This is a genomic window from Desulfobacterales bacterium, assembly GCA_029211065.1.
GTDB lineage: Bacteria > Desulfobacterota > Desulfobacteria > Desulfobacterales > JARGFK01 > JARGFK01.
The window spans coordinates 12,523-25,750 of record JARGFK010000017.1 but is presented as its reverse complement, the minus strand read 5'-3'; the positions used below and the strand labels follow the sequence as shown (position 1 = coordinate 25,750).

Below are 13,228 nucleotides of genomic sequence, written 5' to 3'. Positions count from 1 at the left end.
ATCCCCATTTACCTATTGCGGATTAATTGATTTTATTCATGTCGGCTTCCAGCAGCCATTCCCATACCGGCCGAACGGATATCTTTAATCCGTCTTTCTCAAGCGCCTCGTCTTGAGCATATGTCAGTATGGTGCCGGAAGTCAGCCCCAGGAAAGTGCAGGCCTCCACGAGACCGGCGATCTCGCGTTTCTCATTCCGACTGGTGAGCTCCCAGCAGACCTGTATTGCCTGCGTGGGCTTGCGGCCCTGCTTGATAATAAAGTCGCATTCGTTTCTATTTTTGAAGTAGTAGGTTTCCATTCCGCGACGGAACAAATCAATGGCAATCATATTTTCAATAATTCTCCCCCGATTTTCTGTAAAGGGACGCCCCATGGCGGCAAAACCGGTATCGGTCAGATACGCCTTTTTCGGATTCATGCTCCTTTTCCGTGGCGAAAAGGAAAATTTTTCGTGGGCAATGACGAAAAACGCTTCGGTGAGGTAATGAAAATAATTGGCAATCGTGCGTTTGCTGCCGGCGAGATTATTGCTTTTCATTTGCTTTTCGAATCGGCTGATGGAAAATAGCCCTGCGTAATTTTCCAGCATGTCGTTCATCAGTGCATCAAGAACATACCGCGCTTTAATATTGTACCGTTCAAGTATATCTTTGTAGAAGACCGTTTTAAAATAACTCTGGAGGAGTTTCCGTCGTTCCATCTCGCTGCCGGCCATGGCAACTTCCGGGAATCCGCCGTGTTTTACATAGTCATCAAAAGCAGCCAGCATGCTGCCGCGGGCCGCCGTGCGAAGCGAAGCCGGGGTAGGGACAATATCCCGGAAGCGAAGATGTTCCTGAAAAGAAAAGGGAAGCATAAGAATATCTTCATAACGTCCGCGGAGTTCGGTTGCGATTTCACTGCCAAGCAACTCCGAATTGCTGCCCGAAACGATGATCTTGAATTGCCCCCGATTGTGAAGCGTACGAAGCACACGGCTCCAGTCTGGAAGATTCTGGATTTCATCAAAGAAAAGAAAAAGAGGATATCGTCCCGCAACCTGATGAAAGGCCGTGAAAATTGTGTCCATGGCATTCCCGGTCAATTCGCCCAGCCGATAATCTTCGAAATCCAGAAAAAGGATGTCTTCTTTCGAATGCCGGCTGTTCCTTAGCAGGGACTGAATAAGCTGGTACATAAAGTATGTTTTGCCCGCCCGTCTGGGCCCTACGATGGCTAAAATGCGTTTGATGTCGGCGGGCTCTATAACCGGCTGATTCCGTGGAATCAGCGACGGCATCTCCCACTCTTCCAGCCATTCAGCGATGATGGTGAGCAAGGCATCTTTTTTCATTTTGTTTACCTCGGTAAACAGATTAAAGTGAAATTGTTTACCTGTCAACTCATTTTATGCTATTCCCCAGCAAAGGCTTTCAGGCTATTTGGATGAATCCGGCAGGTGTTTAAAATTATATTTTCAGATAGCACTTCAAACTCTCAAAGTATCAGTCCATCGGAAAACCTGATATATGTCTGACTGACTGGTAGGGGCCTGTGGCGCTTGTTTCCCCTCTACTCTTTAAGATACGAGACGTTCAAGAAAAACTGTAAGGGGCAGAATATATAGTTTCACACTTCTGTTTTTCAAGGATGCGATATAGTCGTTTCGCTGCGGCCGTCGATGCCGAGATCGGATTCTCATTGCCGGAGCGGCAGCCGAAGCGTCGCCCCGCAGCCGAACGGGATGAAGTCCATGTCCCAAACGTCTCGGAACATCTCGATCTGACGCGTTCCGGTGCAATGGGAGGCACCCATTTTCTTGATGCCCAGCGCCTTTAACTCACCGATGACATTTTTCACCGCGGGATCGTCCGTATCTTTTAGGTGAAACCCGCCCAGCGCGTAGGCGATATTTCCCGAGCGGAGATCTCTTGCCCGGTTAACGATATTTACGATTCCGGGATGCGCGCAGCCGGTCAGCACAACAGTGCCGTCGGCGGTATCCAATACGAGTGACTGCTCCCGCCGTCCCCTGGCAAGTTCGTCGCCTCCCATCTGTCCCGTCGAGTGGATACCGGGAATGATCTCGATCGGACCGTCGACAATTGTGACATCCGCGCCGAGCCTTTCCGCGTGAGAAGCGAGAGAGTCTGGAAAGGCCTTCGTCATGTACACTGCGACGGGTCCTATGGAACGCAGCACGGTAAACAAGCCGCCGCTGTGGTCCCAATGCTGGTGGGACAGAACCAGGATATCGATATGATTAGGGTCCTTGTTCAGTTTCCGAAGATTGTCAAGAAGCAGATGGCCATCACCACCGGTATCGAAGAGGATGGTCTTGTCCATTCCCTCAATCAGGCACGAGAAGCCGTGCGAAGTTTCTACAAGGGGGTCTATGGGGACATCGTCATAGGCCACGGTGAACTCGATCTCTTGGGAAGTCATGGTTTCCTCCTCAGCGTTTTTCTTGATAGCTTGATAAAAATTTTCATTTAATCCGTTTGTGAGATTAAAAGAGCGATTGCTTCGATCTCGATATTGGCATTTTTGGGAAGACAAGAAACCTCGACACAGGAACGGGCCGGAGGATCGGACAGGAAAAATTCTCCGTAAACCTCATTGATTTTGGAAAAATCATCCATCTTTCTGATAAACAACGTCGTCTTGACCACATGATCCAGAGAACTTCCCGCTGCGATGAGGATGTTTTTCAGGTTGGTGACGGCCTGTCGGGTTTCGGCCTGGATATCGTGATCAACCAGTTTTCCGGTTTCCGGCAATAATGCCAGTTGTCCGGAGACAAAGACAATGGAACCGGCCCGGACCGCCTGGGAATACGGCCCGATGGCGCCGGGGGCTTTTTCGGTCTTTACAATGCTTTTTGCTGCGGGAAGCATAAAAAATCTCCTTTTTTTAAATCGTCATTGAAACAGATAACCCCTTTTGATCTTTATATCGCGGGATTTAACACCAGCGTCACAATTCAAATCATGGATATGTAACAAAACATATCTCGTCAACAAAATTTTACGGTTAGTCGGTATTTGATAAATACAAAAGGCCGCCTGCTCTTGCAGGCGGCCTTTTGTCAAGGACAAAAAAGCGGGTTCAGTATTATTTTTCCGCCGTATTACAGATAGCGGTGGGATCGTCCATCTGCTTTAGAATCTGGTAGCGGCGTTCAACTTCTTCTCCAATCTGGGCGCGCAACCGCTTCGATTCTTCGGGAAAAGTCATTTCAAGCGAAGAGAACCGTACTTCGCCGGCCAGAAAGTCCTCGATAGTTCCGTCAGGCGCTTTTGATTCAAGCTTGAACGGATTTTTACCTTCCGCTTCCAATTGCGGGTTGTACCGGTACAGCGGCCAGTAACCGGAATCGACCACCAGTTTCATTTCCAATTGGGTTTTCCCCATGCCTTTCTTCAATCCCTGGTTGATGCAGGGGGCATAACAGATTACCACGGACGGTCCGGGATACGCGTCCGCTTGCATAAAGGCCTTTAATACCTGCTGCTTGTTGGCGCCCATGGAAATGGAAGCGACATAGACATAACCGTAGGTCATGGCAATGCGGCCCAGATCTTTTTTGCCGATTTTTTTGCCGGAAAAAGCAAACTTGGCCACTGCGCCCGTGGGGGTCGCCTTGGAGGACTGGCCGCCGGTGTTGGAATAAACTTCCGTATCCAGAACCAGAATGTTGACGTCTTCACCGGAAGCAATCACATGGTCCAGGCCGCCGTAGCCGATGTCGTAGGCCCAGCCGTCGCCGCCCACCGACCAGATCGACTTTTTGGTGAACAGGTCGTTCATCTTGTAAATGCTGTCCAGCAAGGGGCTGCGCTTGGCTTTTGCCAGCAGGGCTTTTAGCTCGTCGCCGTATTTTTTAGACGCCTCTGCATCGTTGATCCCTTCCAGCAGACCGTTCATGGCGGTTTTCATCTCAGCCGGGATGTCGGCGGCAACCGCTTCCTTCAGCAGGTCGGCCAGTTTTCTGCGGCGCTGCTTGGTGGCAACGGCAATACCGAACCCGAATTCAGCCGCATCCTCAAACAGGGAGTTGCCCCAGGCCGGGCCGTGTCCCTCCTTATTTACGCTATAGGGAACCGACGGCGCCGTACCCCCCCAGATGGAGCTGCAGCCGGTGGCATTGGCAATAATCATGCGGTCGCCGAAAAGCTGGGTCAATACCTTGACATAAGGCGTTTCACCGCAGCCGGCGCAGGCGCCCGAGAACTCCAAGAGCGGTTTCTGAAGCTGACTGCCCTTGACGGTGTCGCGTTTTACCAGGTTGTCTTTGTAAGAAACCGTGACCGAAAAGTCATAATTGGGTACCTGGACCGCTGTCTGTGTTTCGATGGGTTTCATCTCCAGCGCTTTTTTCTTGGAGGGACAGATATCGGCGCAGTTTCCGCATCCCTGGCAGTCCAGCGTATTGACTTGAATCCGGAAGCTGTAGGCTTTGAGTTCTTTGCCCACCGCAGCCTTGGTTTCAAACTCGGCTGGGGCGCCTTTTAATTCTTCTTCCGTCGCCATGATCGGGATAATGGCTGCATGCGGACAGACAAAGGAACACTGGTTGCACTGAATGCAGTTCTCCTTGATCCATTCCGGCACCATGATGGCCACGCCGCGTTTTTCATATTTGGAAGTATCGGTGGGGAACACGCCGTCCGGTGAAAAGGCGCTGACGGGCAGGGTGTTGCCCTTCTGGCTCTGGGACGGACGCATGACCTTTTCTACGAATTCAGGTGCGGCAGGCTTTGCCGGCCTTTCGCCGGCAGCATTTTTCCAGGATTCGGGGTATTTGATTTCAATAAGGTTGTCGATGGTCTGGTCGATGGCGGCGATGTTCATGTTGACAATTTTATCGCCCTTGCTGCCGAACATTTTATGGACTGATTTTTTCAGATACTTAACGGCTTTGTCGATGGGAAGGACTCTTGCCAGATAGAAAAAGGCGGTCTGCATGATCATGTTGATTCTGCCGCCCAGGCCGATGCCCGATGCGATTTTGACAGCATCCACGTTGTAAAATTTCAGTTTTTTCTCAGCGATGGTTCGGCGCATGCCCGCCGGGAGCTCTTTTTCCATTTCTTCCAGCGTCCAGTGTGAATTGAGCACAAAGGTGCCGCCGGGCTTGATTCCTTCGAGGACATCGTAAATGTTCACATAATTGGCCTTGTGGCAGGCAACGTAATCGGCGCTGTTGACAAAATAGGTTGAACGGATCTGGGTAGGTGCAAACCGCAGATGCGAAACCGTGATGCCGCCGGATTTTTTGGCGTCATAGTCAAAATAGCCCTGGGCGAACATTTCGGTGTTGTCGCCGATAATCTTGATGGCGCTCTTGTTGGCGCCGACGGTTCCATCGGCGCCCAGGCCCCAGAATTTGCACTGAACCGTTCCCTCGGGGGCGGTGTCGATATTTTCGCCCACTTTCAGCGATGTGTGGGTGACATCATCATTGATCCCCACCGTAAAATGATTTTTCGGCTTGTCCGCCTTCATGTTGTCGTAAACCGCAATGACCATGGCCGGCGAGAAATCCTTGGAGCTTAAACCGTAACGCCCGCCTAAAATGACCGGGATCTTTTTGCCGCTTTGTGCATATGCCGTAATGATATCTATATATAATGGATCCCCCAGGCTCCCGGGTTCCTTGGTTCTGTCGAGGACCGTAATGTTCTTGACGGTCTGGGGAAGCGCTTCGAACAGGTGCGCCGCGGAAAAGGGGCGGAACAGGTGGACCTTTACCAGGCCGAGCTTGGCGCCGTCTTTGTTCAAGTGGTTGATGGTTTCCTCAATGGTCTCACAACCGGAGCCCATGGCCACGACAATGTTTTCGGCCTTGGGATCACCAACATAGTCGAAGAGTTTATAGCTTCGGCCGGTGAGGCTGCCGACTTTTTTCATGTTGTCGATGACGATGCCGGGAACCTTCTGATAGAACAGGTTGGCGGCTTCCCGGGCCTGAAAGAAAACATCCGGCGTCTGGGACGTGCCGCGCAAATGCGGATGCTCCGGGTTCATGGCGCGTTTTCGAAAAGCTTCGATGGCTTCGTGGTTCACCAACTTGGCCATGTCGGCATAATCAATCACATCGATTTTCTGGATTTCGCTTGAGGTTCGAAAGCCGTCGAAAAAATGAAGAAAGGGCACCCGCGAGTCGATGGCGGCCAGATGGGCGACCAGGGCAAGGTCCATGATCTCCTGCACCGAATTGGCGCACAGCATCGCAAAACCGGTCTGGCGGCATGCCATCACATCCGAGTGGTCGCCAAAGATGGAAAGGGCATGAGTTGCCACGCTGCGGGCGGATACGTGAAAAACGCCCGGCAACAGTTCGCCGGAAATTTTATACATGTTGGGGATCATCAGCAGCAGCCCCTGGGAGGCGGTAAATGTGGTTGTCAACGCGCCGGCGGCCAGAGAGCCGTGCACGGCGCCGGCAGCCCCTGCTTCGGACTGAAGCTGGCGCACATCCATGGTCTGGCCAAATATGTTTTTGCGGCCCTGGGCGGACCACTGGTCAACGATCTCTCCCATCGAGGTTGAGGGGGTGATGGGGTAAAGGGTGGACACCTCGCTCATGCCATAAGCAACATGGGATGCCGCTGTGTTTCCGTCAATTGTCTGCATTTCTTTTGCCATAAGACGACTCCTTTTTAAAAAAGTTACACTTAAATAGTATATTTAATAACCGTGTCACATAACGGTGACAAAAAATCTATTGTCCTGCAAAAGGTCTTACCAGTATACCATTTTTAATTTTGTGTAAAGGATAAATTTGCCAAATTATTGTTGTGGTTTTTGGGGACTTATTGTAACAGATAAGAGGTCTATATTCCGGCCCATATTTTAATTTGATAATAATTCAAAGTATTTAATGGTGGAAAAAATGACTGTTCAGGAAATGAATCCGGGAAAACTGCTGGAGATATCCGGGAGCTACTGGCGGACGTGCACCCTGCATGCCGGCGTGAAACTGGACGTGTTTACGGCGATGGGGGATGAACCAAAAAGCGCCGAAGCCTTATCCGAAAAACTATCGGCGGACAAACGGGCGCTGGTCATGCTGCTGAACGCCCTGACCGCCATGGGCCTGCTGGAGAAAAAAGGGGGGGCTTATGCCAACACTCCTGCCAGCGCGGCATTTCTTTCGAAACAGTCGCCCCGTTATATCGGCTTTATCATTATGCACCATTACCATTTGGTGGAGTCCTGGTTTCAACTGGACAAGGCGGTTTTGACCGGCCGGGCGGTAAGGACGCGTGCTTCTTTCAGCGATGCGGAATGGCGGGAGGCCTTTTTGATGGGAATGTTCAACATGGCGATGAGTGTGGCTCCGGGCATCGTAAAAACCATAGAACTTTCCGGCCGAAGGCATTTGCTTGATCTGGGGGGCGGGCCGGGAACTTACAGCATCCATTATTGTCAGGCCAACCCCGGGCTTAAAGCCACAGTCTATGATCTTGCCACCACGCGGCCGTTTGCCGAAAAGACCATCGCAAAATTCAGTTTAGCGGACCGGATTCAATTCATGGACGGCGATTATGTGGCGCAAGAACGCATCAAAGGATCCTACGACGCAGCCTGGCTGTCGCATATTCTTCACGGGGAGGGGCCGCAGACATGCCGGCAGATCATTCAAAAGGCAGCGGTGGTGCTGGAACCCGGCGGCATGCTGATCGTGCATGATTTCATTTTAAACAATGAAATGAACGGTCCGCTTTTTCCGGCGCTGTTTTCCCTGAATATGCTGCTGGGAACCGATGACGGGCAGGCCTATTCGGAAAAAGAAATTATGGACATGCTGGCCGAAGCCGGGCTAAAAGAAATAAAGCGCATTCCCTTTGATTCTCCTAATGATTCCGGACTGATTTCAGGAATCGTTCCTTAGCAGCCGGGCGTTCCGAATTTCAATATGCGTTTGGTCGGAGTTTCACCAGGTGTTAACATTGCGGTTGCGGATGAAATCATGGTGCGAAGTGTCGTTGGCCAGTACGATACGGAATGAGCCGTTGCAGGCTTTAACCACACTGAGCGATGCCTGGGTGAGAAAGGGTCGTTGCCAGTATTCATCAAGGAGAATCTGTTCTATAAAGGCCATCAGGGTTTTCAGCACTACGGCATGCGATACCAGCAGCACATTTTGAATGGGGTGTTTTTGGACGATCTCTTCAACTGCTTGAACCACCCTGTTTTGTACCTGCCTGAAAGTTTCGCCGCCTTCTGTGGGCTGGAAGCGGGTGGGCGCATTCCAGAAATCCGCACTCTGTTGGGGGTATAAGCGCGCTACTGCGTCGATATTTCTCCCTTCCCAGACCCCCAGACCGATTTCGATAAGTCCCTGTTCTCGGGCTATTTCAATTTCGCGGCTGTTACAGACGATTTCAGCCGTTCGCACCGCTCGCAGACAGGGACTGCTGTAGACGGCATCTAAAGGAATGACTGTAAGCCTTTCTTGCAGCCATCGGGCCTGCTGCAGGCCCAATTCAGAGAGTTCCGAGTCTTTGTGGCCCTGCATTCGGCGTTCCGTGTTCCATAAGGTTTCGCCGTGGCGGGTGATATATAGTGTCGTCATAATCTCTAATGATGCGTGTTAATCGTTTCATAAGTTTCTTTTATGCGGGGTGTCTTTAAAACTGTATGGGCATATCGCCCAGGCCGACCGTATGACAAAACCGCCTTGGCCGGAACATGAAAAATTCCAAATATCAGACATGCGTCGGGGTGTCAATTGTCACTTCAGCCGGACTTGCCGACGGCAACGGTAAATTGACTTACATTTTATCTTATAGTAAGAAGTCTGACGGATAACCATCAGCTGGAACGAGACAAAATATCACCACATAGCTGGTTGTTTGTTTTTTCCGATTTGCTTAAATCATAATACGAGATTCAACTGTGGCCTCAAATCCTAATCAAATGTCAATGAAAAAGCTTTGCTTTACCGTTTCCCTTTTATTGGCGCTTGTTTTTACCGGGTGTGCTGCAACGGGAATTAAATCGTCAACACAGTCTTTGGGGCACTCCTCGGATGAAGCTGCCACGATTTATACGGACGTTGGAAGTGGAACAGAGAGACTGAAAAATGAGCCATTTTCTCCGAATACAGATGTTTCATCGGTATTTGACTCAACATCAACTCAAACGCCAGATAACGCCGAAAGACATCTTGTCAGCGCCTCTTTTTGGGCAGATCAGAATGGTCCGGGAAACACCATGTCCGATATTTCATTCAGCCCCATAGCGGAATATCAAGAGTGTTGCAGCCAGGATGATAACAGCAGCGACAGGATGAATCTTATCCCCGATCGTTATATCTTTGCTCAGGAAAAAACGGGGGCGGAAGATTTTAACGCATTTGAAAAAGAATTCGGCGATGTAACGCTGGACACCCAGGAAAAAGATGTTTCCGACCCTTTGGGCGGTTATAATCGTTTCATGTTTAACGTTAACGACAAGCTGTATTTCTGGATTCTAAAACCGGTGGCAAGCGGGTATGGGGCCGTTATACCGGAAGGGGGAAGGGTCGGCATTAGTCGATTTTTTAAAAACTTGAGCTTTCCTGTCCGGTTTGTTAATAACGTGCTCCAGGGAAAACTAAAGCGAGTGGGGATAGAAACCGCACGTTTTGTGGTAAATACAACGGTGGGAATTTTGGGGCTTTTTGACCCGGCCGATGAATGGTGCGACCTCAAACCTTATGAAGAGGATTTCGGCCAAACCCTCGGTCATTATGGCGCAGGTGACGGGGCCCCCCTGCAGTTGCCTTTATTGGGACCATCCAATCTGCGGGACACCGTGGGGCTTGTACCGGATACGTTTTTACACCCCATCAATTTTATTTACCAGGGCAGCCAGGTCGTAAACCCGATATTTTGGGGCGCCTTTATTCTGGAGACCGTCAATAAGACATCCTTGCGTATCGGTGTCTATGAAAACTTAAAAAAAGAAGCCCTGGATCCCTATACGTTGATGAGAGATTCCTATAAACAAAACCGGGATGCCAGAATCAGGGAGTAATATATGAAAAAAATATGCTTGCTCATTTTCCTTTTAGCGTTTTTTGCTCAGCCGGTACTTTCCAGCGATGTTCAGGAAGTGGGCCAACTGATCCGGGAAAACGTCGACAAGGTATTAAAGATTGTCCGCACCAGTGATTTAGGCAAGGAAGACAAAAAAAAACAGGTTATGGATGTGGTCAACCGGATTTTTAATTTGCCGCTGATGGCAAAACTCACTTTGGGCCAAACACACTGGACCAATTTGAATGAACAGCAAAGAGCGGAATTTACGGATCTGTTTATTAAACAGATGCAGGGCATTTATCTCAACCAGCTGGAACTGGCGGTTGACGCAACGGTTTCATTTGAGGAACCGGTCCAGGAGGAAAAAAAGGTTTATATGCTGACCCGCGCGGCAACAAAAGACGAACCCATTAAAATTTTATATAAGCTGTATAAAAGCAGCGACAAGTGGCGGGTCTACGATGTTGAGATACAGGATGTGAGTATTGTTAAATCATACGGGCTTCAATACAACCAGATATTAAAAGAGGGTTCCAGCGCCGATCTCATTCGCAAGTTGAAGGAAAAGATAGTGCAAAACGAAAGTGAATCTTCCAAATAAGGAAAAAGCGACATATCTTGTTCCGACAAACTGACGGCAACCCATATGACTTGGATCTCAACTGATGTCAAATAGCCATTCGTTCCTGGGGTTATACAGCAAGCTCGTTTTAAGCCGGCCCAAAATCGTGATTTTGATACTCCTGGCGGTTTTTGCCATACTAGGATATTTTACCAGGGATTTCCGGCTCGACGCTTCCGCGGATTCATTGATCCTTGAACACGATGAGGACCTGCGCTATTTCCGCAAAATAATCTCCCGCTATGAAACCGCCGAATTTCTGTTGCTCACTTACACCCCCCATGAAGATCTTTTTTCCAACCGCGTGCTGGGTAATTTAAAAAAATTACGGGATGAATTGAAGCAGATGGACAGGGTGGCCTCTGTTATTACGATCCTGGACGTACCCCTGCTCAGGAGTCCGCCGATTTCCCTTAAAGAAATCAGAAGCGCCGTCAAAAACCTCGAATCAGCGGATGTGGAGCTGGAACTGGCTCGGCTAGAATTTGCGGAAAGTCCCATATATCAACAAATGCTGGTAAGCCCGGACATGAAGACAACGGCCCTGGTCATTAATTATGCCCGGGAGGAAAAATATGAGGCGGTGGTGAATCGGCGGTCACAGTTGCATGAAAAAAAATACGAAGGAACACTGACGCCGGCCGAAGCTTCCGAGCTGGAAAAGTTATCGGCGCAATACAAACAGCATCAAGACCGAAGGCGAACGCTGCAACATGAAGATATTGTGACGGTCCGGAAGATTATGGACCGTCATCGTTCCGAGGCCGCTCTGTTTCTGGGCGGGGTTCCGATGGTCGTTGACGACATGATTTCTTATATAAAGAGCGATCTTAAGGTTTTTGGCCTTGGGATGTTGTTTTTTTTGGTTTTTACGCTGGGTGTTATTTTTAAGAAATGGCGCTGGGTCGTTTTGCCCATGTCCTGTTGCGCTTTTTCGACGGTTGTCATGATCGGTTTTCTCGGAATTTTCGGTTGGGAGGTAACCGTCATTTCTTCCAATTTCATATCGCTGCAGCTGATTATCACCATGTCCTTTACCATCCATCTGATTGTGCGCTATCGTGAACTTCTAAGGAACCAGCCTGAAATTGAAAACAGGGACCTGATACGTGAGAGTGTCCGGGTTATTTTTCTGCCGTGTCTGTTTTCCTGCCTGACCACCATCGCGGGTTTCAGCTCACTGCTGGTTTGTGACATTCTTCCGATCATCAATTTCGGGTGGATGATGGTCATGGGGCTTTGTGTTTCGCTGGCCGTCACCTTCACCTTCTTCCCTGCCGGTCTGCTTTGCCTGCCGAAGACGGCGCCCGACATCGAAAGGCCCTTCGGGGTCTTCATCACCTCTTTTTTTGCGCGTATCACTGAAAAATACGGCAAAATGATATTTGCCACGGCCCTGGTGATGACGCTGCTGATCGGCTGGGGGGTTTCGCGTCTTGAGGTGGAAAACAGTTTTATCAATTATTTTAAAAAATCAACGGAAATATACCGGGGCATGCAGTTTATTGATCGTGAGCTGGGCGGCACCTATCCGCTGGATGTCGTTGTCAACTTCAAGGACATAACGCCGAATCCGTCAGAAGCGGTCAGCGGCGCTAAGGAAGATAACGAGTTTAACGCCTTCGAAGAATTCAAGGAAACCACTGCGCAGGATACGAAACGGTATTGGTTTACACAAGACAAACTGGCGCTTATCGAAAGAATCCATGACCATCTTGATCGCATGGAGGAGACCGGAAAGGTTTTGTCCCTGGCCACGATGTTGAAGGTCGCCTCGCAGCTTTTTGACGGACGGTCTTTGGATAATTTTGAACTGGCCCTTTTGTTCAACGAATTGCCCGAAGAATCCAGGAAAATCCTGGTGGACCCCTATGTGTCGATAAAAGATAATCAGGCGCGAATTTCCATTCGGATTGTGGATTCACTGGAAACACTTCGTCGGGATGCTTTTTTAAAAAAAGTTCAATCGGATCTGCTAAACAAACTCTCTCTGGAAAAGGACCAGTTTCGCCTGACCAGCATGATCGTACTTTATAACAACATGCTGCAAAGTCTCTTTTATTCCCAAATCAAAACCATCGGTCTAACGGTCCTGCTGCTGATGGCCATGTTCATGGTGCTGTTTCGTTCCTTGAAAATAACGATTATTGCCATTATTCCCAACTTGATCTCTTCGCTGTCGGTACTGGGTGTTCTCGGGCTGACCGGAACCCCGCTGGACATGATGACCATTACGATCGTGGCTGTGAGCATCGGCATTGCCGTGGACAACACCATCCACTACATTTATCGATTTAAGCGCGAATTTGCCAAAAACCGGAGCTATTTGAATACCATGTACCGGTGTCACGGCAGCATCGGCAATGCCATGTTCTACACTTCCCTGACCATCATTATAGGCTTTTCGATCCTGTCCCTATCCAATTTTATCCCGACGATCTATTTCGGTTTGTTAACGGGATTTGCCATGACCGTGGCCCTGGTGGCGGCATTAACCCTCCTGCCCCGCCTGATAGTGGGCTTAAAGCCTTTTGGACCGGAGGGGGAGGTTTAAAGGTTTAAGGCTGGCGCCGGGCCGGCGGGAACCAAA

The 13,228-nt window shown here is 49.7% G+C and carries 9 protein-coding genes; 4 read left to right on the top strand and 5 right to left on the bottom strand.

Annotated elements, in window-relative coordinates; translation table 11 throughout:
- Positions 1-22: 22 nt before the first annotated feature.
- The 4 genes from P1P89_05715 to nifJ form a co-directional block, all read right to left on the bottom strand.
- The gene (locus tag P1P89_05715) at positions 23-1,336 is read right to left on the bottom strand and encodes an ATP-binding protein (protein MDF1590996.1); all 1,314 of its coding nucleotides are present in this window, start codon (positions 1,334-1,336) and stop codon (positions 23-25) included.
- 344 nt (positions 1,337-1,680) lie between these two features.
- Positions 1,681-2,427 (bottom strand): MBL fold metallo-hydrolase, encoded by a 747-nt coding sequence (locus tag P1P89_05710; GenBank protein MDF1590995.1) that lies wholly within the window; start codon positions 2,425-2,427, stop codon positions 1,681-1,683.
- 47 nt (positions 2,428-2,474) lie between these two features.
- Positions 2,475-2,879: a RidA family protein gene (locus tag P1P89_05705; protein MDF1590994.1), complete on the bottom strand. Its 405-nt coding sequence runs from the start codon at positions 2,877-2,879 to the stop codon at positions 2,475-2,477.
- A 217-nt stretch (positions 2,880-3,096) separates the two neighbouring features.
- The gene (gene nifJ / locus P1P89_05700; GenBank protein ID MDF1590993.1) at positions 3,097-6,633 is read right to left on the bottom strand and encodes a pyruvate:ferredoxin (flavodoxin) oxidoreductase; all 3,537 of its coding nucleotides are present in this window, start codon (positions 6,631-6,633) and stop codon (positions 3,097-3,099) included.
- A gap of 247 nt (positions 6,634-6,880) precedes the next feature.
- Here nifJ and P1P89_05695 point away from each other — a divergent pair, with 247 nt between their 5' ends.
- On the top strand, positions 6,881-7,882 hold the full coding sequence (locus tag P1P89_05695) for a methyltransferase (GenBank protein ID MDF1590992.1): 1,002 nt from the start codon (positions 6,881-6,883) through the stop codon (positions 7,880-7,882).
- Positions 7,883-7,924: 42 nt separating this feature from the next.
- Here the strand turns inward: P1P89_05695 and P1P89_05690 are convergent, their stop codons facing one another.
- Positions 7,925-8,566, bottom strand: a complete 642-nt coding sequence (locus P1P89_05690; protein ID MDF1590991.1) for a histidine phosphatase family protein — start codon at positions 8,564-8,566, stop codon at positions 7,925-7,927.
- Positions 8,567-9,207: 641 nt separating this feature from the next.
- Here P1P89_05690 and P1P89_05685 point away from each other — a divergent pair.
- From P1P89_05685 to P1P89_05675, 3 genes are all read left to right on the top strand, one after another.
- Positions 9,208-10,011 carry a VacJ family lipoprotein gene (locus P1P89_05685; protein ID MDF1590990.1) on the top strand — a complete coding sequence of 268 codons (804 nt, stop codon included), beginning with the start codon at positions 9,208-9,210 and terminating at the stop codon, positions 10,009-10,011.
- A gap of 3 nt (positions 10,012-10,014) precedes the next feature.
- Complete coding sequence (locus P1P89_05680; protein ID MDF1590989.1) at positions 10,015-10,617, top strand: ABC transporter substrate-binding protein; 603 nt, start codon at positions 10,015-10,017, stop codon at positions 10,615-10,617.
- Positions 10,618-10,681: 64 nt separating this feature from the next.
- A complete protein-coding gene (locus tag P1P89_05675; GenBank protein ID MDF1590988.1) occupies positions 10,682-13,192 on the top strand; it encodes an MMPL family transporter in 2,511 nt (836 codons plus the stop codon).
- The last annotated feature ends 36 nt before the right edge of the window (positions 13,193-13,228 follow it).